Below are 24,592 nucleotides of genomic sequence, written 5' to 3' on the forward strand. Positions count from 1 at the left end.
AATATTAGTTTAATAATGTGAAGCGGGCTTTTATAATGATGAGTTGCTTTTGCTCGTTATTTTTCTCGCAAATTGGAGCGGACATCCCAAGCCTCTTTTTGTATTCTTCTTTTTTCCTCCTCAGCTGAACCGATTGTCTCCATTTTTCCAAAATAAAAAGGATACGCTGAAGAAGCGTATCCGTATTTTATCATCAATTTGAATAGACAAGGATGATCTTTTAATAAGGATCTTCACTATGCCCTTTTTCTTCCGCCTGTCTCGGCGCATCTTCGGCGCCTTCTGCTCCGATCGGCTCCCGGCTGGATGTATTTTTGCTGGAAGCGTCTCTTAATCCTTCCTCGACCCTGCTTCCATATTCCTTGTCGCATTGCTTCAGCATATCGATCATTTTCGTTTGAATTCTTTGATCGCATGGGGCAAGTGTATTGACCAGATTCGTGATCAGCTCGTCCTTTTCCCAATCTTCGAAATGCCTGTACGTGTCCCCGGCCTGCTTGAAATTATTCTGCCTGTCGATACTTTCGCGCACCAGATTTCCTTCGACATGCGGGGTGTATTCTTTGCCATCCTGCTTTGCTTCTTTCAGCCCGTTGATTGTTGAAGGTTCATAGTTGATGTGCGGGCTTTGATTTTTACCTAAATCGACCTTGTACTGCATCTGGCCGCCCCGCTGATTGGTTGCCACTCTTTTTTTCGGCGCATTGATCGGCAGCTGCAGATAGTTGGCTCCCACTCTGTAACGCTGTGTATCCGAGTAGGAAAACGTACGTCCCTGAAGCATTTTGTCATCGGAAAAATCAAGCCCGTCGACAAGAACCCCTGTTCCGAATGCCGCTTGTTCGACTTCTGTAAAGTAGTCTTCCGGATTTTTGTTTAATACCATTTTGCCGACAGGCAGCCAAGGAAATTGATCTTCAGGCCACAGCTTCGTGTCGTCAAGCGGGTCAAAATCGAGCTCAGGATGCTCATCATCGCTCATGATTTGAACTAACAGCTCCCACTCGGGATAATCTCCCCGCTCAATCGCTTCATATAAATCCTGTGTGGCGTGATTGAAGTTCTTCGCCTGAATTTCTTCCGCCTCTTTTTGCGTCAAGTTTTTTATGCCCTGCTTCGGTTCCCAGTGATATTTCACAAGGACTGCCTCTCCTTCTTGATTCACCCATTTGTACGTGTTGACCCCGGACCCCTGCATCTGCCGGTAGTTTGCCGGAATGCCCCAAGGCGAAAACAAAAATGTGATCATGTGCATCGCTTCAGGCGTGTTGGAAATGAAGTCAAAGATTCTTTCGCCATCCTGCAAATTCGTAACCGGGTCCGGTTTAAATGCATGGATTAAATCAGGAAACTTCACCGCATCGCGGATAAAGAAGATCTTCAAGTTGTTTCCGACCAGATCCCAGTTCCCGTCTTCAGTGTAGAACTTAACGGCAAATCCGCGAGGATCCCGCAGTGTTTCCGGTGAAGATATCCCGTGAGTCACCGTCGAAAAACGGACAAACACCGGGGTTCTCTTGCCTTTTTCCTGAAACAGCTTTGCTCTCGTATACTTTGAGACCGGCTCATCGCCTGCTGTCCCATAAGCTTCAAAATAGCCGTGCGCTCCGGCTCCCCTGGCATGAACGACCCGCTCGGGAACCCTCTCCCTGTCAAAGTGGCTGATTTTCTCCAAGAAATCATAGTTCTCCAATGTAGAAGGCCCCCGGTTGCCCACGGTTCTGATATTCTGATTGTTTGTGATCGGGTGGCCCTGCCGATTTGTTAACGTATCATCCGTCTCCATGTCAGATTTCCGCTCGTTTGAATGCTGATCCATCCCTTTTCCTCCTTTATTTGGAATTAACAATAATTTATCCCAAGTTCAGGAAGTTATTCAAGTTTCAATACATTAAATCAACGATAATGAATTTTTCTTTATAATAATTATAAATAAATATTGTTTTTTTCTTGAGAAATGTTATCATTGTTTTGTAATTAAAATTTACGCGAGGTGATCCTTTGATGACGACAAATAAAAACAACCTAACAACCAGCTGGGGCGCTCCAGTTGGAGACAACCAAAACTCAATGACAGCTGGTTCACGCGGACCGACGCTGATTCAGGACGTCCACTTGCTCGAAAAGCTTGCCCACTTCAACAGAGAGCGTGTGCCTGAACGAGTTGTGCATGCAAAAGGCGCCGGTGCGCACGGTTATTTTGAAGTCACAAATGACGTTTCCAAATATACAAAAGCTAAATTTTTATCAGAAGTTGGAAAACGCACGCCGTTATTTGTCCGTTTTTCAACTGTTGCCGGCGAAAACGGTTCAGCCGATTCCGTCCGCGACCCGCGCGGTTTCGCTGTTAAATTTTATACAGAGGAAGGGAACTATGATCTCGTCGGAAACAACACACCTGTTTTCTTTATCCGCGATGCGATTAAATTCCCTGACTTCATTCATACACAAAAGCGCCATCCGGTCACACATTTGAAAAACCCGGATGCCGTATGGGATTTTTGGTCATTGTCTCCTGAATCCCTGCACCAGGTCACCATCCTGATGTCTGACAGGGGCATCCCTGCGACTTACCGGCACATGCACGGCTTCGGCTCCCACACATTCAAATGGGTGAATGCCGAAGGAGAAGGCGTCTGGATCAAATACCACTTCAAAACAGAACAAGGCATTAAAAACCTGACCGAAGAAGTGGGGACAAAGATTGCAGGTGAAAACCCCGATTATCACACACAGGACTTGTATGAGGCGATTGAAAAAGGCGACTTCCCGGCATGGAAGCTGTATGTTCAAATCATGCCGCTGGAGGATGCGGATACGTACCGTTTTGATCCGTTCGATGTGACAAAAGTATGGTCGCAAAAAGATTATCCGCTGATTGAAGTCGGCCGCATGGTTCTAAACCGGAATCCGGAAAACTATTTCGCAGAGGTTGAACAAGCTACATTCTCCCCTGGAACATTGGTGCCCGGCATTGAACCGTCTCCCGACAAAATGCTTCAGGGACGCCTGTTCGCATATGCGGATGCACACCGCTACCGCGTCGGCGCAAACCATAACAGCCTGCCGATCAACCGTCCGAAAGCGGAAGTTCATCATTATCAAAGAGACGGACAAATGCGCTTTGATTCAAACGGCGGCGGCTCTGTCTACTATGAGCCGAACAGCTTCGGAGGGCCTCAGGAATCTCCGGAAAACAAAACAACGGCTTATCCGGTGTCAGGTTCGGCGGACAGCACGGCCTACGACCATAACGACCACTATACACAGGCCGGCGATCTTTACCGCCTCTTGAGCGAAGAAGAGCGGACCCGCCTTGTCAGCAATATCGTAGGTTCGATGAAGCAGGTGACAAAAGACGAAATTAAGCTTCGTCAAATTCAGCATTTCTATAAAGCAGATCCGGAGTACGGCACACGAGTTGCCGAAGGATTGGGCTTGTCCGTTCCGCAGGAAGTTTAAGGCTAAAATCAGTTCAATCATTCTCAATGAAATTCTCATTTTCTCAGGTACAGGCACCCGTCCTCTTAAGCATGCGGGTGCCTGCCCTTAATCAAAGAACGACAGGGGATGTTACGTGTGGAAGACGAGCAGCTCGTCCCTTTATTAAAAAAGCGGGGTTTACGAATTACAGCTCAGCGCGTCCTGATTTTAAAAACGATTGCTTCTTTGGGCAGCCATCCATCGGCAGAAGACATTCACCGGGAATTGCCGTACATGAGTCTCCCAACAATCTACAGCAACTTGAAACTATTCGTGAAGCTCGGCATTTTAAAAGAGCTGTCTCACGGAGACGCAAAAAGCAAATATGAACTGTTTACATCACAGCATTATCATGTCATTTGTAAATCATGCGGGAAGATCGCTGATCTAGACTATCCTCACCTCAAAGAGGTAGAGCATGCGGCAGCACAATTGACGAACTTTAAAGTGAACTCGCATTTTCTGGGAATATATGGAATGTGTACAACATGCCAAGAACAGCAGCAGAGGTGAAGACATATGGAACGAAAAAAAGTCGGCCTGTTAGTCATGGCATACGGAACCCCTTATCAGGAAGAAGATATCATTCCGTATTACACGCATATCCGTCATGGAAAACGACCGTCCGATGATATGATTGAAGACTTGAAAAAACGCTACAAGCATATCGGCGGAATCTCTCCGCTCGCGAAAATTACGCTCGCTCAGGCAAAAGAGCTGGAAAAAACGTTGAACGAGCGCCAAGATAAAGTCGAATACGTGATGTATCTCGGCTTAAAACACATCTCTCCGTTTATCGAGGATGCGGTTGAACAAATGAAAAAAGACCAAATTGAAGAGGCCGTTTCCGTCGTCTTAGCTCCCCACTATTCCACCTTCAGCACCGAAGTATACAATCGGCGCGCCAAACAGGCCGCAGCAGCAATCGGCGGACCACGGATCGCATCGATTGACGAGTGGTATCAGGAAGAAGGCTTTATTCGCTATTGGTCTGAAAAAATCGGCAGCATTTTAAACGACATGTCTGAAAAAGAGCGGGAAAAAGCGGTCGTCGTATTCTCAGCACACAGCCTGCCGGAAAAAATCAGGGAGCATGGCGATCCTTACCCGGATCAGCTCGAGAAAACAGCACAACTAATCGGAGAACGGCTGTCATTTGACCAGATCGCCGTAGGCTGGCAAAGCGAGGGCAACACGCCCGATCCTTGGCTTGGCCCGGACGTCCAAGACTTAACAAAGGAACTGTATCAGGAAGGCTTCCGGTCATTCATTTACGCACCAGTCGGTTTTGTATCTGACCATTTGGAAGTGCTGTATGACAACGACTATGAATGCAAAGTGGTTACGGACGAGCTTGGCGCAAGCTATCACCGTCCGCCTATGCCGAACACGGATCCGCGGTTTATCGATACGCTTGCTTCAGTCGTGGAGCGATCCTACAACAGCACAGAGCAGGAAAAAGCGGAGCTGTAAATCGATCCGAAAAATGAAAAACTGGAGAAAACAAGTATTAGAATCAGAATCTATGGATTTTCATTTCATAGATTCTTTTTTTTGCACCATTACGATGAAAGACCTTTATCTAAATGCGCTTATTCTCAGATTCGTGTCATTTGGCATAATCACCAGCTTATGCGCAAATCCAACTCACATCATGATTATTCAGACAATTCAGAAACATGTGCTATGCTCTCTCTGATTCCAATAAAAGGGAGGGATAACCAGTGTCCATCGCTTGGCATCCGCCATAATTGTAAGCGCTTCCTACACAGCGACGGTATGAAAAAAGAAACAATAGGAGGAATATTGATGAAGAAATTAATCAGCATCATCTTTATCTTTGTATTAGGAGTTATCGGGTCATTGACAGCGGCGGTTTCGGCAGAAGCAGCTTCTTCGTTAAGCTCGGGCAAAGTAAATCCGCTTGCCGACTTCAGCTTAAAAGGCTTCGCGACACTAAACGGCGGAACAACGGGCGGAGAAGGCGGTCAGACGGTAACTGTAACAACGGGAGATCAGCTGATTGCGGCATTAAAAAATAAGAATGCAAACACGCCTTTAAAAATTTATGTCAACGGCACCATTACAACTTCAAATACATCCGCATCAAAGATTGACGTCAAAGACGTGTCAAACGTATCGATTGTCGGGTCAGGGACCAAAGGCGAACTCAAAGGCATCGGCATCAAAATATGGCGTGCCAACAACATCATCATCCGCAACTTGAAAATTCACGAGGTCGCCTCAGGCGATAAAGACGCGATCGGCATTGAAGGCCCTTCTAAAAACATTTGGGTTGATCATAATGAGCTTTACCACAGCCTGAACGTTGACAAAGATTACTATGACGGATTATTTGACGTCAAAAGAGATGCGGAATATATTACATTCTCTTGGAACTATGTGCACGATGGGTGGAAATCCATGCTGATGGGCTCATCGGACAGCGACAATTACAACAGGACGATTACATTCCATCATAACTGGTTTGAGAATCTAAATTCGCGTGTGCCGTCATTCCGTTTCGGAGAGGGCCATATTTACAACAACTATTTCAATAAGATCATCGACAGCGGAATTAATTCGAGGATGGGCGCGCGCATCAAAATTGAGAACAACCTTTTTGAAAACGCCAAAGATCCGATTGTCTCTTGGTACAGCAGTTCACCGGGCTATTGGCATGTATCCAACAACAAATTTGTAAACTCTAGGGGCAGCATGCCGACTACCTCTACTACAACCTATAATCCGCCATACAGCTACTCACTCGACAATGTCGACAATGTAAAATCAATCGTCAAGCAAAATGCCGGAGTCGGCAAAATCAATCCATAAGCTTTGAGGTGAAACGTTCGGAGCATTCCGGGCGTTTCACTCATTTCCATCCTCATACCCTTTCCATACTGTTGGCAGGAGATCGGAAAGTTCATGCGCAAGGAGCGTATGGGCCGATCTGGTCTTTGTCCATGCGTCCGCACATGCGCCGTGCAAGTGGACAGCATTCAGCACCGCTTCTCTCGGATTCTCATGACAGCACAGCATCCCGAGAAGCATCCCGGTTAACGTATCTCCCGTACCCCCCTTTGCCAGCGCCCCATTTCCCGTTACATTCCTCCAGCACTCGCCGTCTGGGAAAGCAATGATCGTTTCATTGCCTTTCAAGACAAGAGTAACACCGTGTTCCTCCGCATAATCTCGAGCATAGCCGGCCCGGTTTGCCTCAATTTCTCGAATAGACAAGCCTGTCATTCTCGAAAATTCGCCCGGATGCGGCGTTAATACCACTGGCGCTTCCCGTTCTTGATATGATCGTTTTGATAGAGCACCCGCATCAAGGACAACCGGGCAGTCTTTCGCCAATACGTTCCGGACCGCTTGCTCAGTCATTTGCGAAGACGGCAGCCCCGGTCCGATCGCAATCGCCCGGTAAGGTTCGGCAATCTTGCCGGACGCCGCCTTTTCTGCGCCGTCCCGCCAATACGTCGCTTCAGGAAGAACAGGGACGATCAGCGGAATCGCACTCCCGCACGTTCCGATGACAAGCTTTCCAATACCGCTCCGCATCGCCCCGATTCCTGCAAGGAGAGCCGCTCCCGGCATATCTTCACTTCCCGCGAGCAACAGTCCGGTTCCATAAGTTCCTTTATGACTTCCATTCCCCCTTTTCGGCAATGAGCCCTTCACGCAGTCTTTCGTCCATATCGGCAATTGTTCTGCAGACATCCCGGATCACACCTTTCAATACAAAGTTTAAACAAACGTTTAATTAAATTCTAACTGAATCATACCCTTCACTGCTCTTTAAAATGCAAAATCGTGCAGTTGATGAACGGACCATTTTAAATTCATATAAAAAAGACAGCTTCACAACTAGAAGCTGTCTTTGGCGGTTTTCAACTAAGAAAGCCGGCCGACAGGCGCATCCAGACGATAAAGTCTTGAATAGCGCGGATTGTTTTCCAAAAGCTGCTGATGGCTCCCTGCCATTACAAGCTTCCCTTGGTCTAAAAACAGAATTCGGTCGGCTGCTTCGGCTCCTGCCAAATGGTGTGTGATCCATAGAACAGTCTTTCCATCAAGCACTTGAAACATCGTTGATAGAAGCTCCTTCTCTGTTTTAGGATCAAGGCCTACGGTCGGTTCATCCAATACAACGATTGGCGCATCCTGCAGCAGAATCCTCGCCAATGCAATCCGCTGGCGTTCTCCGCCTGAAAAACGGATGCCCGTTTCCTGAACAGATGTATGATATCCTTCGGGAAGAGACTGAATATAATCGTGAAGCTTCACCTGGCGCGTCGCCCAATACACATCCTCATCACTCGCGTCAGGGTTCCCGAGCCGGATATTATTCAAAACCGTCGTATCAAACAGATGCGGCTGCTGATTAAAAACGGAGACTACGCGTGAGATTTCTCCCTGAAGAGACTGCGCAGAAATGCCGTTCAATGTAATGTTTCCTTTAGAAGGAGCGAGCGCCCCTTGTATCAACGACAAGATCGTCGATTTACCCGCACCGCTCGGGCCAAGCAAAGCGGTCTTTTCACCCTGTTTTAATATAAATGAAACACCGTCCAACACTGGATGGCCTTGCTTATAAGAAAAAGAAACATCTTCAAAGCGAAGCGTGACATCGTCCAAACCTAAGGCCTCCGCCCGTTCCTGCTGAACAGCGGCTCCAATTTCTTCCCTTTTCGACGGCTCAAGCCCGTCCATTCTTTCTAAAGAATCCTGATACTCAGGGATTGACGCCGCTGCGTCTGAAAGCGGAAAGAACGCTTCCGTCAAAGGAAACACAACAAGAACAAACGCCGCAATAAACACAGGAGCCAGAGCGCCTTCCGCGCTTTGTCCGCCCGCCCATATCAACATTATAAGAACAAGTCCTGCTGCCAGGCATTGTATGGCAAAGTCCCTCCACCGACTGAAGCGCATCCGTTTCCTTTCGATTGCCAGCCATTCCTGTTCTGCCGCTTCATACGCATGGACGAAGTCGTTTTGCCGGCCGCTGAAAACCCAGTCGCTCACGCCCATGACCGCGTCTGTCAGCTGACGGTACAAGAGGCTTCGCCCTCTTTTCAGCGCAACATTTTTAGCCCTTGTCACAAGCAGAGAAACAAGCGGAACAAGAAACACGAAAACCGCGGCATAGATCGCGATCAGTCCTGCAAAAGGCCATGAAAAAAAGCCGATAGCAGTGATGAATACGCCATATAAAAGAAGCGCCGACAGCCCGGGAAATACCGTTCTCAAATACATGTCCTGCAAATGTTCAACATCGTCGGCCAACATGCCGAGCATATCCCCCGTTCGGAAGCGTTCACGCCATTTTAAAGCTTGGGGTTCGAGCATTCTGTAAAGCCTGACGCGCATATCGGATAAAATTTTCAAGATGATATGGTGTCCGGTCAACCGCTCAACATAACGCGACACCGAGCGCAGAATCCCGAAGGTGCGTACCGCTACGATCGGGACATAGATCATCAAAACATTTTCCGGACGCGTAGCCGCTTTAGATATTAAATAACCGGAGGTAAACATGAGAGCAGCCGCCGAGGATGCAGTCACCCCGCCAAGCAACACGACAATGATCAAAAGCCTTATATTTTTCTTGATATAGGGCAGAATCCACCCATCTTCATTGTTCATGATGCACCTCCAAACGACTGCGCCTGCACAAGCTCGTAATAAACACCCTGCTTTTCAATCAGTTCTTGATGTGTACCGGTTTCAGCCACCTGCCCATCTTTCAGCACGATAATTTCATCCATATCAAGCATCCAGTGAAGGCGATGGGTTGCCAAAAAAACCAGCTTGTCTTCAAACAGTTTCAGCATCGTTTTTTTCAACTCGTATTCTGTCTCGATATCCAAGTGAGCGGTCGGCTCATCTAAAAGGAGAATCGGGCGGTTGCCCAAAAAAGCCCGGGCAACGGCTGTACGCTGTGCCTGTCCACCGCTTAATGCCCTCCCGGCTTCACCGATCCGTTCTTTCAAGCCGCACGGAAGCTGATCAATCAGCTCCGACAGCCCGGCGGCTCTTGCTGCCTGTTCAACGTCTTCGTCAGAAGCGCCGGGATGATAAAAACGGATATTAGCTTCGAGCGTATCAGGAAAGATATAGGGATGCTGCGGAATATACAGGAGCTGGTTTTGCCAGCTGTCTGTCTGCAAATGCGTCCTCTCTTTTCCCCCGACTTTGATAACGCCGTTTTTCGTTTCTAGGAAGCCGCCGAGCACATCGATAAGCGTAGATTTTCCGGCACCGCTTTCCCCGATGATGCCGATTTTTTTCTTTCCTTTAAACGATAGAGAAATGCCGGATAAAGAGCAGTTTTTCTCATCTTCATGCCGCACATCTACACCCTTGAACTCGATTTGATCATCGTCGGACCATCGCTGCAGATCCAAAGGCTCCTCATCCTTGAAACCGGGCGAATCCAATATCGCCTTGATCGCTTTACCGGCTTCCCGACCGTTCAATGTAGCATGATAGTCATTGCCGACTTCCCGGACAGGAAGAAAAAATTCAGGTGCAAGAATCAGAATTGCAAGAGCCGGCTCCAGCATGATGGTGCCGTCAACAAGACCGAGACCGAGAAAAACGGCAACGGTTGCCACGGACAGCATGGTGAAAAAATCAAGTGCAAACGATGACAGAAAGGCGATCTTAAGCGTGCTCATCGTCGCCTTCCTGTACCGTTCACTCACATGAAAAATATTCTTAGTATGTGAACGGCTGATACCCAGCACTTTCAAAGTTTCCAGGCCGCGCAGGGAATCTGTAAAATGATTTGAAAGCATCTCATACGTCTTCCATTGGCTGTCCGCTTTTCTTTTTGCCGCATACCCGAGAAGGATCATAAAAGCGATTAAAATCGGCATCGTAATGATTAAGACAGCAGCGGAAGATGTGTCTTTAAAAAAGACATAACAGACAACCGCCGGAGGTATAACGGCCATGCTGACCATTTTAGGCAAAAACAGCTCCAAATAGCGGCGGAACTGTGCAATTCCTTCCATCGCGAGTGTGACGACATGACCGGTTCCTTCTTTTCGCGCCAGCCTGGGGCCGGATCGGAAAAGCTTCTCCAAAAACTTTTTCCGCATGGCGGCTCCTGTCTCGGCGGCATAATCAAAAATCAGCCTTTGCCTGACAAGGGTCACGGCATGGCGGAATAAAAAAGCGGCGGTAAATAAGATGATCAGCGGAAAGAGCGAACCGACCCGCTCACCGTTAAAAAGGCGGGTCACCGCTTCAGCAAGCCATTCGGCCTGCATGATAATGGCGGCGCCCTGCATGCATGTCAGTACAGTGAGTACTGCAAGAATTCGTTTCATCCCTTTATATTGCAAAAGATCTTTTCCCATTAATAAATCATTGGCTCCTTACTGCTGACCCGTTTTCTAAAAACATAGTAGCTCCAGATCTGATAGCCCAGCACGAACGGAAGCAGTGACAGCGCGACGATCGTCATAACCTTTAAAGAATAGTCGCCTGATGAAGCATTATAAACGGTTAAATCATATGCGCTTTTAACCGAGCTGATCATGACGCGCGGGAACAGTGCAGTGAAAATCGTCGCCACTGTAAGAGCGATCCCCGCACCCGTCATGGCAAATGTCCAGCCGTCGCGTTTTTGTTTCATAAACACGATCGACAGCACATAACAAACGACAATCAGAGCCGCAAGCGGTATCGTCACATGTCCCCTGCCAGTGAACAAGTCCGTTTCAAAAATGGATAAAGCAACAAAGGCAACAAGCGCCGCCAAAACGGCAAATACGACTTTTCTGGCCAGCTGTCTTGCCCGGTCACGCAAATCGGCTTCCGTTCTCAATGTTATAAAGATCAGTCCATGCAGCAGGCAGAGAAGCGTAACGGTGACTCCCCCTGTCACGGAATAGACGTTCACATAATCAGTAAAACCGGCGTGCAGATTCATATCGGCATCGATCGGCATGCCGCGCAAGATGCTGGTAAACAAAACACCGAACAAAAACGGGGGCAGGATGCTGCCGAAAAATACGACCCAATCCCATGTTTTCTTCCATTTTGCGGTTTCGACTTTTCCTCTAAATTCAAATGCGACCCCGCGGCCGATCAATGCAAGAAGAACAAAGACAAACGGAATGTAATATCCGCTGAACATCGTGGCATACCAGTTCGGAAAAGCGGCGAAAATCGCGCCTCCCCCGGTCAGCAGCCAGACTTCATTGGCATCCCAGAAAGGGCCGATCGTATTGATCATCACCCTTCGTTCAAGCTCGTTGCGTCCGAGAAACCGGGTCGCCATTCCGACGCCGAAATCAAAGCCTTCAAGAAAGAAAAAACCGATGAACAGCACAGCGACTAATATAAACCAAAGTTCATTAAGAGATACCATGGTAAACCTCCTGATCAAACGGGTCTGTCGATACGGAATCATCATGATGGTGGTCATGGTGTGCAGCCCCTTTTTTAATCTCCCGTACAAACAAGTAGACAAGAACGAGCGCCAGTACAAGATAAATCGCTGTAAACGCGATGACAGAGAACAGCAGCATTCCCGCTGATACGTTCGGAGACACGGACTGCGCCGTTGTCAAAATACCGAACACCGTCCATGGCTGGCGTCCGATTTCAGTCATGATCCACCCCGCCGTATTTGCAATGAATGGAAAGGCGATCAAAGCCACCATTGTCCGCAAGAACCATTTGCTTGTTTCGAGTCTTTTGCGGAAGCTGAGATAAAGACCCGTCAAAGCGGCAACGATCATTAAAAGCCCTGAACCAGCCATGATTCTGAAACTCCAGAACGTCGTTTTCACCGGTGGAATATAATTTCCTTCTCCGTATTTTTCTTCATATTGCTTTTGCAGTGTCTTCATTCCAGGCACATCGCCGCTGAACTGTTTATAAGCCAAATAGCTGAGCGCATAGGGGATGCTGAGCTCGGATTTGTTTTCCTGCTTGTCCGTGTCAATGTTCGCAAGCACCGTCCAAGCTGCCGGATCGCCGCTGTCATCCCAAAGCGCTTCGCTGGCAGCCATTTTCATCGGCTGGCTCTTCATCAGATGCTGTGCCTGCTCATGTCCGCTGAACGCTACGCCGATGCCAGAAACAAGCGCCACAATCATCGCGATTTGAAAGGATTTTTTAAAAAAGAGCAATTCTTGTTTTTTCAGCATTTTATACGCGCTGACGCCGGCAATGAAAAATGCCCCAGTGGCAAGCGCACCGAAAATGACGTGCGGAAATTCAACCCATAGCTGCGGGTTTTTAATAATCGCAAAGAAATCGGTCATTTCCGCGCGGCCGTTTTTGATCGCGAATCCGACAGGCTCCTGCATAAACGAGTTGGCCGCCAAAATCCAAAACGCCGACATGATCGTTCCAAGAGAAACAAGCCAGATGGACAGCAAATGAATCTTCTGCGGAAGCCGATCCCAGCCGAATATCCACAAACCGATAAACGTCGATTCCATAAAGAAAGCGAGCAGCGCTTCCACCGCGAGCGGAGCGCCGAATACATCACCGACAAAGCGGGAGTACTCCGACCAGTTCATTCCGAACTGAAATTCCTGTAAAATCCCGGTGACCACACCGACTGCAAAATTAATTAAAAATAAGTGCCCCCAAAATTTAGCCATCGTTCTGTAAATGTCTTTTTTCTTTACGACATAAAGGGTTTCCATTAAAGCAACCATAAAGACAAGCCCGATTGACATCGGTACAAAAATAAAGTGAAAGATCGTTGTTGAAGCAAATTGAAATCTTGCCAAAATGAGTTCGTCCACTGTTCCAGTCTCCTCCTCTTTGTTCTAGCCGGACTCGTTGCCAAAAGGGCATCCCCCTTGCTCAAAGTTTCACATACATCTTATGAATATGATCATTGTCACAGACAAAAGGGTGACCTCAGCCCACATTGTTGTTCTGTTATTATCCGGATGGTTATTTATACCTGTACTTTACCGCGAAATCCTTCTTAAATAAAGTATATTTTTCCTAATTAATGGATGTCATTGTGACAATTATACGAAGGAATTATAGCTATTTTGTGACATGGTGGTTATCAAGAACTAAATCGGTATAAGAAAAATGCCCCGAATCCATGTGGAGCATTTCCTCATTCAACGACTGTGATTCTTTGTGCAAAGCCTGTCGCATCAAAAGAATACCGTTATATGCAATACAGCAAATTCGGTGTTTTCCTTCAGTGCGCGCCCGCCTTACAGAACGTCCTGCTATTTTGTCCAATCTGTGAAACCTTCCTTCCGCCTTCTGTGCAGTCCCTTCATTCATTTGCTGATTTATCCCCACTAAGCCTTCACGCGGCACCGGCTGACTGCACTGTATGTTTGAGATTCCTCTCTGCACAGCCATCTTGCATATCAATTTGAAACCGGTCCCGCTGGTCATATACAAAACGCCGCCCCCTCTGACTTTTAACGAAGGGAATATTTATTACGTAGGAATAAACAATAACGATACCTTGTTTATTCTATGAAAATCGAACCATACATTTGTTCAAACAAAATACACAAAATTTGTGAAACGTTTCACAATATCCTGCTATACTTAGGTTGTATTTATGATAGAAACTTCTTAAGTAAACACTTGATGGTGGTGGAAAACATGGAATCAAAATCACTTGTTCTTGTCGAAGAGCTTGCTTTAAAAAAGCAAAGCATTTTTATGCAAAGCCCGCTTCGCTATCTTTTACGGGCTATGCTGGCCAGTATGTTTATCGGGTTCGGAGTCATTGTAGCGTTTAAAACGGGGAATCTCTTTTATGTTGAACATTCTCCGTTCACATATCCAATTGCAGCCATCACATTTGGGGGCGCCATTATTCTGATCGTCTATGGCGGGGGAGATTTATTTACGGGAAATACATTTTATTATACATTGGCTGCGCTTCGTAAAAAAATGCGATGGCCCACTGTTATCAAGCTGTGGATGTTCAGCTATGCAGGAAATTTAATAGGCGCCGTTTTTTTCGCAGGCCTCATCTTTGCGACCGGCTTATTTAAGGATCCTTCTTCCACCGGCTTTATTCTCAGCGTGGCGGAGCATAAAATGAATACGCCGGTGACCGAATTGTTCTTCAAAGCGATTCTTTGTAACTGGCTTGTCTGCCTTGCGTTTTTTGTTCCGATGGCGCAAAAAGGAGACGGAGCAAAAATGTTCTCTATGATGCTGTTTGTTTTTACTTTCTTTATTTCCGGTTATGAACACAGCATCGCGAACATGGCCACTTTTGCCGTCTCCCTGGTGACCGAGCATCCGGATACGATTTCGATTGCAGGTGCAATCCATAACTTAATTCCGGTAACACTCGGGAACCTGATCGGAGGCGCGTTTATGATGGGCTTCATGTACCACTATGCTAACAAGCCGGGCGGTGAAGAAATCATCAAATAAAAGGATCGTCCATTTTTAAAGGATTCTAAATATGCGGGTTCCCTTCATAAAATCGTGGTAACTTTAAAAATGGAGGTTCACCGGATGCAAAGTTTTCATTCGCTTTGCCGGCAATTTGGACATATTTTAAATGGAGAGGCGCACATTGAACACGGTGTTTGTTCTGTCAGCATCAAACGGAATTTGCGTGTCACGATTCAAGGAAGACCAAGCCGGGGAGTCGGCATGGAAGAAATCATGTTCGAATCGCTCGATCAAAACGGAATCGCCTTGAATATGGCCGAAGTCGCCATTTTGCCTGAAGAAGTTCCGCTGTTTACAAAAAAGCTTGTCGATCAGGGCATCATCATCAGCGCTCTCCACAATCATTGGATGTTTACAGAACCGAATATTTTATATATTCATTTTCAATCTGTAGAACCGCCGTTACCATTCGCAAGAAAAACAGCTGCCGCTTTATCCGTATTGCGATAAAACAGCAGCTGTTTTCTTTATCCGTTTATTTTCCCATTTCTGAAAGTGCGACCCTTTCGACTGCTTTGGCCACAATCTCGTGAACTTCAGGGTTCAGCGGATGAGGCACAAGATCGCCTTGTTTTGTGCAGGATGCGATCGCTTCGGCGGCCGCAACCAGCATCGGGTGGCTGATCGAATCCGCTCCGGCATTTAACACGCCCCTGAAAATACCGGGGAATCCCAGCACATTGTTGACAGACCGTCCGTCCGCAGCGTAGGCTGCCCCGGCCTCGAGCGCATCCTCAGGCTCAATCTCCGGCTTCGGATTGGACAGAGCCAAAATCACCTGGCCTTCCCGAACCCATTTCTTATTGATCAATCCCGGAACACCGGTTGTCGCGACGATGATATCACAGCTTTCCATCAATTCTTCAATGCTTTCAGCCGCATGGCCGCCATAGTTCTCTAAACGCGCCATCGCCTCAAGCGATTTATCCGTTCCGACAACACGTTTTACTCCATATGCCATAAACATCCTGCAGATCGCGACCCCCGCCGCGCCCAGGCCGATTTGGCCGACATGGGCTTGCTTCAGATCGACCCCGGCACTCTTGGCTGCTGAAATGGCGGCCGCCAGTGTCACAACCGCAGTACCGTGCTGGTCGTCATGCATGACCGGAATATTCAGGTCGTTTTTCAGGCGCTCTTCGATTTCAAAACAATGCGGGGAACCGATGTCTTCAAGCAAAATGCCGCTAAATCCGGGCGCGATGTTTTTAACCGTCCTCACGATTTCGTCAGGATCATTCGTGTCGAGCAGAATCGGTACCCCGCTGATGTCCGCAAGCTGGTCGAAAAGTGCGGCCTTCCCTTCCATAACAGGCATTCCCGCCACAGGCCCTATGTCTCCTAAGCCAAGGATCGCCGTGCCGTCCGTTACAATTGCAACTGAATTGCCGATTCCGGTATAGATATTCGCTTTTTGCGGCTCTTCTTTAATAAGCTCGCACACATTCGCGACACCTGGCGTATACACCCGCCGCAGATCAGCGAGCGAGCGAATCGGCATCTTGCTTTTCATGCGGATTTTGCCGCCTTCATGTGCAGCCAATACATCATCTGAAACGGTATGAAGGTGGATGCCTTCTTTTAAGTTGCGGATCACTTCAAGAATCTCGGTAAGCTGTTCTTCATGCTCAACTTGAACCGTAATGTTCCGCATCGTATAATTCGGCCCTACCTTGATCGTTTCAACCTCTCCGATATCACCGCCGGCAAGGCCGATCGCCGTTGTCACCTTTCCAAGGTTTCCGGGTGCTGAAGGGATTTCCAGCATCAAATTCCGAATAATATTGTTGCCATTCATAACAGAATACCTCCATCAATTGTTTTAAAATCGGCTACTGAACCGGCGAGTCTTTTTTATCGGTATACCAAATAAATTTACCTGTGTATCCGTACAAAATCGCAAGTCCGATTGAAACAAAGCTCAGCCACATGAAGGGCAGGTAAGAGAAGGTGGACACGCCGAGAATCCCCGCCATATATATGCCGTTGTCTGACCACGGCACCATGCCCGACGTCATCGTTCCGCCGACTTCCGCGTTTCTGGACAGCACCCTCCGGTCAATTCCGAGCTTGTCATAGCTTTTCTCCATAATCTTCGGCGTTAAAATGAGCGAGACATACATCGCGCAGCCGAACACATTTGCCAAGAAGGCGACGATAATCGTCGAGAATGTGACGTTGCCGGCAGAAGTCAGTTTTTGCTGGAACTTGGAAACGATCACTTTTAGAACGCCTAAGTGCTCCAAGAGGCCGCCAAAGCCCAGACCGAGAATGATGACGACGACTGAACCGAGCATGCCCTGAATTCCTCCGCGGTTTAAGAGCTCGTCCATAAATTTGATCCCGGTGTCGATGGAAAAGCCGTTGTATGCTGTGCCGATCGCATCCGCAAAGTTCATGCCTTGGAAGACCGCAGCCCAGATCGCGCCCAAAAGTGCGCCGATCGCGATCGTCGGCACAGAAGGCTTTCTCATCGCTAAAAGAACAATGACGACAATAGCCGGAACAAGCATCCAAATATGAATATCAAACGTGTTCTGCAAAGAAGCTTTCAAAAATTCAACTTTTTCCAAATCAACATTTCGGCCTCCGTATATAAAGCCGGTGACGGTAAACAGGACCGCCGTGATCAAATAAGCGGGAACCGACAAGTACAGCATCGCTCTGACATGGGTAATCACTTCGACCTTTGAAAGGGATGACGCAAGCACCGTACTATCAGAAAGCGGCGATAATTTATCTCCAAAGTAGGCTCCGGACAGCACGGCTCCGGCTACAAGCGGAAGCGGAAGCCCCAGCCCTTCCCCGATTGCCATCATGGCGATCCCGGCCGTTCCTACTGTGCCCCAAGACGTACCTGTGGCAACAGATGTGATCGAACAAATAATGAGCGTGGCGAGCAGGAATATGCTCGGATGGATAAACTCAAGCCCGTAATAAATCAAAGTCGGCACAACACCGCCGGCTATCCATGTGCCGATCAGAGCACCGACGGCAATCAGGATCAATATCGCTTCAAGTCCATTTGAAATTCCGTTTGTAATCGATTTTTGCAAATCTTCATACCGGTGCCCCAGGCGCAGACCGAGCAAAATCACTAAGAACCATGAAATAAACAATGCCAGCTGAATCGGCAGATCGAATTTGACTGTAAATGAACAAACTATCGCTAAAAATGCACCTAATACACAAATGATTTCCAACATTGATGGCAACCGTGTTGTTTTCAACCTAAATCCCCCTTAATTATTGAAACGCTTTCAAAATAAACTACATAAAAATAGCAATCTGCTTCAATTTTTTCTTAAAAATTTAACTAACAACGAACAGTATACCATGAAAAAGGCTGACACGGTACCACTTCACCGCTGTCTTCCTTTCACATCATAAAGTTATTGAAGGAAAGCGAAAACACTCTGTGTTTCTATCCCGGTAAAATGCTTCAGAGTGTTTTCGCATACTGTTTTTCCAGCTTAATCCCGATTTAAAAGTTCAGCCCCGGCAATCCCCGGTTTTGTCATTTCATAAGGATTCAAAATCAGATCAAGTTCTTCTTCTGTCAACACATCGTTTTGAAGACAGAGGTCACGGACGGATTGCCCTGTTAAAATGGCTTCTCTCGCAATTCTTGCAGCTGCTTCGTAGCCAAGATGCGGGTTGACCGCAGTAATGACGCCGGCGCTTTTTTCCACGTACGCTTTTAAGCGTTTTTCATTCGCTTCAATACCTTCTACACAATGATCGGTAAACGAACGGAATCCGTTGTTCATGATGCTGATGGATTGCAGGAGATTAAAGACAAGCACAGGCTCCATCACGTTCAGTTCGAGCTGTCCGGCTTCAGAAGCAAGGCAGATCGTATGGTCGTTTCCGATGACTTGGAATGCGATTTGGTTGATCAGCTCGGCCATAACCGGATTGACTTTCCCCGGCATGATAGATGACCCCGGCTGTCTTGCCGGAAGAGAAATCTCGGCAAGTCCTGCGCGCGGACCTGATGCCATCAACCGAAGGTCGTTTGCGATTTTCGACATGTTCATCATGCACACTTTTAATGCTGCTGAAACTTCTGTATAAGCGTCCGTATTTTGCGTCGCATCCACCAGATGGTCAGCGCCGACAAGCGGAAGACCGCTGATTTCAGCCAAGTGCTTGACGACATTTTCGATATAGCGCGGATCCGCGTTCAATCCCGTTCCAACCGCGGTAGCGCCCATATTGACTTCATACAGATGCTGGCGCGATTGTTTAATCCGTTTGATGTCGCGTTCGATCACGCGGCTGTAGGCTTCAAATTCCTGCCCAAGCCGGATCGGCACGGCGTCTTGAAGGTGGGTGCGGCCCATTTTAATGACGTGGTCAAAGTCGCGTGCTTTTTTCTTAAACGCATCAAGCATATATTCCATTGTGTCCAGCAGCTTTTCCAGCAGCTTAAGCGTTGAAATATGAATCGCCGTCGGGAATACGTCGTTTGTCGATTGGGACATATTGACGTGCGTATTCGGACTCAGATGAATATATTCGCCTTTCTTGTGGCCGAGCAGTTCAAGTGCACGGTTTCCAATGACTTCATTCGCGTTCATATTCATTGAAGTGCCTGCCCCGCCTTGAATCGGATCGACGATGAATTGATCATGCAGCTTTCCTTCAAGGATCTCATCAGCGGCTTGGACGATGGCATCTCCAAGGCCTTTATAAAGACGTTTTGTCTCCATGTTGGCAAGCGCCGCCGCTTTTTTCACCACTGCCAGCGCCTTGATCATTTCTTCGTGGATTTTATATCCTGTAATCGGAAAGTTCTCCGCTGCCCGCAATGTCTGAATACCGTAGTAGACATCGGCCGGAATCTTCTTTTCTCCGAGAAAATCCTTTTCCGTCCGGTATGTCATTTCAGCTTTCATTTTTTAACCCTGCTTTCTTTTTTTAAATGATGATATCGTCCGCAATTGGCGTTTCCATAATCTTTTTGACTTCTGCTTGTTGTCCGGTTTTCCCTAAAGCCCACATCAGCTTCGGAACGATCGCTTCAGTGTTCATATTTCTCGAGCGGATAATGGCATCCTGGTTTACCTTGCGGCCGACCTCGTAAATGCTCATATCCTCTCCTTCTTCAAGGCATTGCGTCGTAATCGCTACGACCATTCCGGAATCGATCAGCTCGTTCACTTTTTCTAAAATGTTTCTTTTCTCAAAAGGAATGCCGCCGCTTCCATAGCTCTCAATCACAATACCTTTATATGAACCTTTCAGGCAATCAAAAAACTCAGGCTTTAATCCGGGATGAAGCTTCACCAGACAAACATCGGTATTTAAGGAGGTATCGAGTTTCAAAGCGCCGGGCTTTACTTCGGGAACCCGTTTGTTATACTCGATTTCCTTGTCATGGATAAAAGCGATGTAAGGATAATTAATGCTTTCAAATGCATCGTAACTTTTCGTTCTTAATTTGATCGCTCTCGTGCCTAAAATAACGCGGCCGTCAAAGACGACGTATACTCCGCCGATGCCGTCGCACGCAAAGCGGACCGCATCTTTAATATTTTTTTTCGCATCCGTTTTCTTAAATGTAATCGGAACTTGGGAACCCGTAATCGCAACAGGCTTATCAATATTCTGCAGCATGTATGAAAGCGCCGCCGAGGTGTAGGCCATCGTATCGGTTCCGTGCGTGATCACAAATCCGTCGTAGCGGCTGTAATTCTCATGCACAGCCTCTGCCATCATCACCCAGTGTTCAGGCTGCATGTTGGTGCTGTCTATATCCATTAAAGATTGGCAATCTATCGTATAATTTGAATGATCATCAGATAAATAGTTGAGAAGCTCTTCCGCTTTAACCCCCGGAGCCAGTCCGTTTTCGCCTTCTACTGAAGCGATGGTCCCGCCGGTGGTCAACAGCAGTAACTTTTTCATGTGCTACACCTCTTTAAGAAGTAGTTTGATACAGTATAAAGCATGATTGATTTTAGCAAAGAAGGCTTGATACATTAGGAATGTATACGCTTTATGCGTACCTTCAATGCAATTATAGTCCTCAAATGTGAAATAATCAAGAAACTTTATTCATTTCGCGTACACTTTTGCTGATAATGTGCTATAATCACTGTGTATCAAAAGGAGCGTAAGATATGAATTTAGATCGATTAACAACACTGAGAAAAAATAAAAAATGGTCATTGCAATATACTGCCGACCGCCTCGGTATTGCGAAAAGCACTTACGCGGGCTATGAATCGGGCTACCGCCGCCCTTCTTTAGAGGCGCTTATCGAAATCGCTGATTTATTCAATACCTCCACCGACTTTTTGCTCGGCAGAGTTGACGATCCCCGGGATGAAAAGGCTAAAAACGAAGCTATTGAACTGACGGATTGGGATAAGCTCAAGCTGGCAGTCGACGGGACGCTTCTTTCCGAAGAAGAAATCAAGCAGATGGTTGCGTTTATCAAAGTCAAAAAAGAGCTGGATGCGGGGTAAAATGACAGCGGTTAACCGCATGCTGCAAGTGTTATAAAAAAGAAAAAACTTGACTGGCTAAAAAGGCCAATCAAGTTTTTTTGCTTTTATTGATGTAAAAATTTCACACAAACTGCTTCAGGAGCAGGAACTCCGGACTGCAAAAGCGTCAGCCGGCCCGTTGTCAGGTCTCTTTCAAACAATGTCAAAGTCCCTGTTTCCTGGTTGGAAGCGATTAAAAATTGCTCTGAAGGATCAATCTCAAAGTCGCGCGGCCACTCCCCTTCAGTTGATACGTGTTCAATCAGGGAAAGTTCGCCCGAATACTCGTTGATGCTGAAAACGGCGATGCTGTCGTGTCCGCGGTTTGAAGCGTATACAAATTTGCCGTCTTTTGTGATGTGGATGGCGCCGCCTTGGCTCGCGCCGTCAAAGCCTTCCGGCAATGCCGAAATGACTTGAATCTCCCTGAACTCACCCAAATCAGGGTTGTATTCCAACACGATGACTTCATTGCTCAGCTCCGTTAATACATACGCATACTTTTCCTGCGGATGGAACTCGATATGTCTCGGCCCTGATCCCGGTGCAGCAGCGTGTTTTTTCACTTCTTCAAGCCGGTTCTCTTTCAATTGATACGTGATGATATGATCCGTTCCGAGATCGACGGCTACTGCATATTTCTCATCAGGTGAGAATCCTGAATAATGAGTATGCGCTTTTTCCTGTCTCTCATGCGGTCCTGATCCCTCATGCTGCACTTTTGCTGAAGGCTCAAGCAGACCGCGGCTTTCATTTAAAGGGTATGCCATGATCGTCCCGCTGTGGTAATTGGCGGACAGAACATAACGGTTATTCTGATCGACGCTGACGTGGCAAGGTGACGGTCCTTCCCCGGTCTGCTGGTTGACGAAAGTCAGCTCTCCTGTGGAACCGTCAACACGGTATGCCGCAACCCCGCCCTTATCGCCGTCTTTGACCACTGCATAAAGCATTTCATTGTCTTTGGCGATATTCAAATATGTCGGACTGCCCAGCTTTGCTGCCGGCTTCGGCGTGCTTAACGCCTTTTTTTCCGTATCAAGCTCAAATGTATAAATCCCTTCGCTGTCTGCTTTTGTATATGTTCCGATATAACCTCTGTATTTTGCCATTTGATCCTCTCCTTTTTTGACAGTCGTCCATTCCTATTTTAACTCACAGAAACTGAATTATCATGATCTGGTGTGCAAAAACCTTAAGCGCTCACATGAAAAAAAACTTTTTATGATATTCTTAACATAAGAGACCTTCACTGCCGCTTTTATAATGGAATCGCTCATTTTCGGCAGTGGAGACGTGTTCATAGGAGTGTTCAAAATGACGAAAATCATGATTGTCGAGGACAGCGAAGACATTCGGAAGCTTTTACGCGATCATTTAGAAAAATACGGATACGAAACTGTTGTAGCGACTGATTTCACCTCTGTCCTTGAAATGTTTCTCCAAGAGAAGCCTGACCTGGTATTGCTTGACATCAATCTGCCGTCATACGACGGGTACTACTGGTGCCGGCAAATCCGTCAGCATTCGACTTGTCCGATCATTTTCATTTCGGCGAGAAGCGGAGAAATGGATCAGGTCATGGCGATCGAAAACGGCGGCGATGATTATATAGAGAAGCCTTTTTCCTATGAGGTGGTGCTCGCTAAAATTAAAGGCCAAATTCGCAGAGCATTTGGAGAATACGCCGTAAAACAAGGAGAAAAAGTGATTGAATTTGAAAGCGTCCAGCTGTTTGTCGAACGTTTTGAGCTGCGCTACCGGGATGAGAAGCTCGAGCTTTCAAAAAAGGAAAGCAAACTCTTGGAAGTGCTGCTTGAAAGAGGAGAAAAGGTGACAAGCAGAGACCGGTTAATGGAGAAGACATGGGAAACCGATACATTTGTAGATGAAAACACGTTAAATGTCTATATCACAAGGATTCGCAAAAAATTGCGAAGCATGGGCGTGCCCTTCTCAATTGAATCAGTGCGGGGCGAAGGGTATCAACTGAGGGCGAAATCATGAAGCTGTTTCTAAAAGAACATGCCGTCCTCATCCTTCTGTTTCTGTTTCAGGGCGGATTCGTGTTTTTTTACTATTGGTTTGCCGGCATGCAGACTTTCACCCACCTTTTTTACATTCTCGGCGTTCAGCTTCTGGCGCTGGCGCTTTATCTTTTCTACAAATGGTATGAAGAACACAGAGTCTACCAATGGCTCGGCTCAGAACAAAAAGATACAGACATTCCTTTTCTGGGGACGTCTGAATTTTGCTCAGAGCTCTATGAAAAACATATGGAGCTGAGCCGGCTCCACCACCGCAAAATACATGAGATGGAGTCCAAGCTGGAAGACAGGGTAACCTACATGAATCAATGGGTGCATCAGGTGAAAACACCGCTTTCCGTCATCAATCTGATCATCCAGGAAGAGGACGAACCCGTTTTTAAACAAATCAAAAAAGAAGTCCAGCAGATTGAATACGGACTGGAAACGCTCCTCTATTCATCAAGGCTTGACCTGTTTGAAAAGGATTTTAAAATAGAAGCCGTGTCACTTGGCGAGCTGCTTAATTCGCAGATTCAGCGCTATAAACGTTATTTTATACAGCACCGTGTCTATCCAAATAAACAGGTACTCGCTGAAGACGCCGTTATTTACTCCGATCGCAAATGGCTTAGATTTGCCGTTGGCCAGGTCATCACAAACGCTGTTAAGTATTCGTCAGGAAGAAGCGAACGCATTGATATGACGATATTCCGTAAAGGTGAAGGCATCGTCCTGGAAATCAAAGATTACGGAGTCGGAATTCCTTCACAAGATTTGAAACGGGTATTTGAGCCTTATTACACCGGGGAAAACGGACGGCGCTTTCAGGAATCGACGGGCATCGGCCTCTACCTTGTAAAAGAGATTGCAGAAAAGCTCAATCATGATGTGAGCATCGCTTCAGAAGAAGGGAAAGGAACGACTGTGCAATTTTCGTTCCTTACAAAAATGTAAGTCTTCTTTAATAAAACCGCATAGCTCATCCCCACCCTCCTTGATATGATTTGTTTACACAAAACGTGGAAAGGAGGATTTTTTATATACAATCCAAGTCTATGAAAAGAGTCGACACACTCGATGATATAAGAGATTCGCTTTATGCGGAATCATTTTTATGATCGACTTCAGGGCAGGCGGCCCTCAGCCATCTGA

21 protein-coding genes are annotated in these 24,592 nt (G+C 46.9%); 9 read left to right on the plus strand and 12 right to left on the minus strand.

Going from position 1 to position 24,592, the window contains the following annotated elements; translation table 11 throughout:
* Positions 1–220: 220 nt before the first annotated feature.
* A complete protein-coding gene (locus MKX80_RS21030; RefSeq protein WP_268342606.1) occupies positions 221–1,819 on the minus strand; it encodes a catalase in 1,599 nt (532 codons plus the stop codon).
* A gap of 185 nt (positions 1,820–2,004) precedes the next feature.
* Between MKX80_RS21030 and katA the strand changes: the two genes are divergently transcribed.
* The 4 genes from katA to MKX80_RS21050 all read left to right on the plus strand — a co-directional run bounded on the left by katA (position 2,005) and on the right by MKX80_RS21050 (position 6,318).
* Positions 2,005–3,462, plus strand: a complete 1,458-nt coding sequence (gene katA / locus MKX80_RS21035) for a catalase KatA (protein ID WP_216929998.1) — start codon at positions 2,005–2,007, stop codon at positions 3,460–3,462.
* A gap of 117 nt (positions 3,463–3,579) precedes the next feature.
* On the plus strand, positions 3,580–3,996 hold the full coding sequence (locus MKX80_RS21040) for a Fur family transcriptional regulator (RefSeq protein WP_268342605.1): 417 nt from the start codon (positions 3,580–3,582) through the stop codon (positions 3,994–3,996).
* A 6-nt stretch (positions 3,997–4,002) separates the two neighbouring features.
* Positions 4,003–4,956, plus strand: coding sequence for a ferrochelatase (hemH, locus tag MKX80_RS21045; RefSeq protein WP_234112410.1), 954 nt, complete (start codon positions 4,003–4,005; stop codon positions 4,954–4,956).
* Between the two features lie 336 nt (positions 4,957–5,292).
* A complete protein-coding gene (locus MKX80_RS21050; RefSeq protein ID WP_182069822.1) occupies positions 5,293–6,318 on the plus strand; it encodes a pectate lyase in 1,026 nt (341 codons plus the stop codon).
* A 36-nt stretch (positions 6,319–6,354) separates the two neighbouring features.
* Here the strand turns inward: MKX80_RS21050 and MKX80_RS21055 are convergent, their stop codons facing one another.
* The 6 genes from MKX80_RS21055 to MKX80_RS21080 form a co-directional block, all read right to left on the minus strand.
* Positions 6,355–7,206, minus strand: coding sequence for an NAD(P)H-hydrate dehydratase (locus tag MKX80_RS21055; protein ID WP_234112411.1), 852 nt, complete (start codon positions 7,204–7,206; stop codon positions 6,355–6,357).
* Between the two features lie 174 nt (positions 7,207–7,380).
* Complete coding sequence (gene cydC, locus MKX80_RS21060; RefSeq protein WP_268342604.1) at positions 7,381–9,132, minus strand: thiol reductant ABC exporter subunit CydC; 1,752 nt, start codon at positions 9,130–9,132, stop codon at positions 7,381–7,383.
* Positions 9,129–10,853 carry a thiol reductant ABC exporter subunit CydD gene (gene cydD / locus MKX80_RS21065; protein ID WP_154997219.1) on the minus strand — a complete coding sequence of 575 codons (1,725 nt, stop codon included), beginning with the start codon at positions 10,851–10,853 and terminating at the stop codon, positions 9,129–9,131. The genes cydC and cydD overlap by 4 nt, the downstream gene beginning before the upstream one ends.
* On the minus strand, positions 10,853–11,869 hold the full coding sequence (gene cydB, locus MKX80_RS21070) for a cytochrome d ubiquinol oxidase subunit II (RefSeq protein ID WP_043926870.1): 1,017 nt from the start codon (positions 11,867–11,869) through the stop codon (positions 10,853–10,855). Before cydB ends, cydD begins: the two co-directional genes overlap by 1 nt.
* Positions 11,856–13,262 carry a cytochrome ubiquinol oxidase subunit I gene (locus MKX80_RS21075; protein WP_154997221.1) on the minus strand — a complete coding sequence of 469 codons (1,407 nt, stop codon included), beginning with the start codon at positions 13,260–13,262 and terminating at the stop codon, positions 11,856–11,858. Before MKX80_RS21075 ends, cydB begins: the two co-directional genes overlap by 14 nt.
* Before the next feature lie 253 nt (positions 13,263–13,515).
* Entirely contained in the window at positions 13,516–13,890 is a 375-nt protein-coding gene (locus MKX80_RS21080) for a hypothetical protein (protein ID WP_154997223.1), read from the minus strand.
* Positions 13,891–14,100: 210 nt separating this feature from the next.
* Here MKX80_RS21080 and MKX80_RS21085 point away from each other — a divergent pair, with 210 nt between their 5' ends.
* Together MKX80_RS21085 and MKX80_RS21090 are read left to right on the plus strand one after the other, a co-directional pair.
* A complete protein-coding gene (locus tag MKX80_RS21085) occupies positions 14,101–14,889 on the plus strand; it encodes a formate/nitrite transporter family protein (protein ID WP_154997225.1) in 789 nt (262 codons plus the stop codon).
* Positions 14,890–14,973: 84 nt separating this feature from the next.
* Positions 14,974–15,363, plus strand: coding sequence for a DUF1259 domain-containing protein (locus MKX80_RS21090; RefSeq protein ID WP_182069820.1), 390 nt, complete (start codon positions 14,974–14,976; stop codon positions 15,361–15,363).
* Positions 15,364–15,388: 25 nt separating this feature from the next.
* Here the strand turns inward: MKX80_RS21090 and MKX80_RS21095 are convergent, their stop codons facing one another.
* The 4 genes from MKX80_RS21095 to MKX80_RS21110 form a co-directional block, all read right to left on the minus strand.
* Positions 15,389–16,711: an NAD-dependent malic enzyme gene (locus tag MKX80_RS21095; RefSeq protein ID WP_182069818.1), complete on the minus strand. Its 1,323-nt coding sequence runs from the start codon at positions 16,709–16,711 to the stop codon at positions 15,389–15,391.
* A gap of 34 nt (positions 16,712–16,745) precedes the next feature.
* Positions 16,746–18,143 carry a Na+/H+ antiporter NhaC gene (gene nhaC, locus MKX80_RS21100; protein ID WP_234112414.1) on the minus strand — a complete coding sequence of 466 codons (1,398 nt, stop codon included), beginning with the start codon at positions 18,141–18,143 and terminating at the stop codon, positions 16,746–16,748.
* A gap of 243 nt (positions 18,144–18,386) precedes the next feature.
* Positions 18,387–19,814, minus strand: a complete 1,428-nt coding sequence (gene aspA, locus MKX80_RS21105) for an aspartate ammonia-lyase (RefSeq protein ID WP_043926861.1) — start codon at positions 19,812–19,814, stop codon at positions 18,387–18,389.
* A gap of 22 nt (positions 19,815–19,836) precedes the next feature.
* Positions 19,837–20,826 (minus strand): asparaginase, encoded by a 990-nt coding sequence (locus MKX80_RS21110; RefSeq protein ID WP_154997233.1) that lies wholly within the window; start codon positions 20,824–20,826, stop codon positions 19,837–19,839.
* A 215-nt stretch (positions 20,827–21,041) separates the two neighbouring features.
* On the opposite strand from MKX80_RS21110, the gene MKX80_RS21115 reads away from it, so the two are divergent.
* Positions 21,042–21,389: a helix-turn-helix transcriptional regulator gene (locus MKX80_RS21115; RefSeq protein WP_043926859.1), complete on the plus strand. Its 348-nt coding sequence runs from the start codon at positions 21,042–21,044 to the stop codon at positions 21,387–21,389.
* An 86-nt stretch (positions 21,390–21,475) separates the two neighbouring features.
* Here the strand turns inward: MKX80_RS21115 and MKX80_RS21120 are convergent, their stop codons facing one another.
* A complete protein-coding gene (locus MKX80_RS21120; RefSeq protein ID WP_268310571.1) occupies positions 21,476–22,522 on the minus strand; it encodes a lactonase family protein in 1,047 nt (348 codons plus the stop codon).
* Positions 22,523–22,727: 205 nt separating this feature from the next.
* Here MKX80_RS21120 and MKX80_RS21125 point away from each other — a divergent pair, with 205 nt between their 5' ends.
* Complete coding sequence (locus tag MKX80_RS21125; protein ID WP_182069814.1) at positions 22,728–23,417, plus strand: response regulator transcription factor; 690 nt, start codon at positions 22,728–22,730, stop codon at positions 23,415–23,417.
* A complete protein-coding gene (locus MKX80_RS21130) occupies positions 23,414–24,394 on the plus strand; it encodes an ATP-binding protein (protein ID WP_154996129.1) in 981 nt (326 codons plus the stop codon). Before MKX80_RS21125 ends, MKX80_RS21130 begins: the two co-directional genes overlap by 4 nt.
* Positions 24,395–24,592: the final 198 nt, after the last annotated feature.

The sequence above is a fragment of the Bacillus sp. FSL K6-0972 genome (assembly GCF_037976035.1).
GTDB lineage: Bacteria > Bacillota > Bacilli > Bacillales > Bacillaceae > Bacillus > Bacillus haynesii.

What these genes read in the sequence shown, in the direction of transcription:
- MKX80_RS21030 (WP_268342606.1), bottom strand. Translation starts at nt 1,819, where the DNA reads ATGGATCAGCATTCAAACGAGCGGAAATCTGACATGGAGACGGATGAT.
- katA (WP_216929998.1), top strand. Translation starts at nt 2,005, where the DNA reads ATGACGACAAATAAAAACAACCTAACAACCAGCTGGGGCGCTCCAGTT.
- hemH (WP_234112410.1), top strand. Translation starts at nt 4,003, where the DNA reads ATGGAACGAAAAAAAGTCGGCCTGTTAGTCATGGCATACGGAACCCCT.
- MKX80_RS21050 (WP_182069822.1), top strand. Translation starts at nt 5,293, where the DNA reads ATGAAGAAATTAATCAGCATCATCTTTATCTTTGTATTAGGAGTTATC.
- MKX80_RS21055 (WP_234112411.1), bottom strand. Translation starts at nt 7,206, where the DNA reads ATGTCTGCAGAACAATTGCCGATATGGACGAAAGACTGCGTGAAGGGC.
- cydC (WP_268342604.1), bottom strand. Translation starts at nt 9,132, where the DNA reads ATGAACAATGAAGATGGGTGGATTCTGCCCTATATCAAGAAAAATATA.
- cydD (WP_154997219.1), bottom strand. Translation starts at nt 10,853, where the DNA reads ATGGGAAAAGATCTTTTGCAATATAAAGGGATGAAACGAATTCTTGCA.
- cydB (WP_043926870.1), bottom strand. Translation starts at nt 11,869, where the DNA reads ATGGTATCTCTTAATGAACTTTGGTTTATATTAGTCGCTGTGCTGTTC.
- MKX80_RS21085 (WP_154997225.1), top strand. Translation starts at nt 14,101, where the DNA reads ATGGAATCAAAATCACTTGTTCTTGTCGAAGAGCTTGCTTTAAAAAAG.
- MKX80_RS21090 (WP_182069820.1), top strand. Translation starts at nt 14,974, where the DNA reads ATGCAAAGTTTTCATTCGCTTTGCCGGCAATTTGGACATATTTTAAAT.
- MKX80_RS21095 (WP_182069818.1), bottom strand. Translation starts at nt 16,711, where the DNA reads ATGAATGGCAACAATATTATTCGGAATTTGATGCTGGAAATCCCTTCA.
- aspA (WP_043926861.1), bottom strand. Translation starts at nt 19,814, where the DNA reads ATGAAAGCTGAAATGACATACCGGACGGAAAAGGATTTTCTCGGAGAA.
- MKX80_RS21110 (WP_154997233.1), bottom strand. Translation starts at nt 20,826, where the DNA reads ATGAAAAAGTTACTGCTGTTGACCACCGGCGGGACCATCGCTTCAGTA.
- MKX80_RS21115 (WP_043926859.1), top strand. Translation starts at nt 21,042, where the DNA reads ATGAATTTAGATCGATTAACAACACTGAGAAAAAATAAAAAATGGTCA.
- MKX80_RS21120 (WP_268310571.1), bottom strand. Translation starts at nt 22,522, where the DNA reads ATGGCAAAATACAGAGGTTATATCGGAACATATACAAAAGCAGACAGC.
- MKX80_RS21125 (WP_182069814.1), top strand. Translation starts at nt 22,728, where the DNA reads ATGACGAAAATCATGATTGTCGAGGACAGCGAAGACATTCGGAAGCTT.
- MKX80_RS21130 (WP_154996129.1), top strand. Translation starts at nt 23,414, where the DNA reads ATGAAGCTGTTTCTAAAAGAACATGCCGTCCTCATCCTTCTGTTTCTG.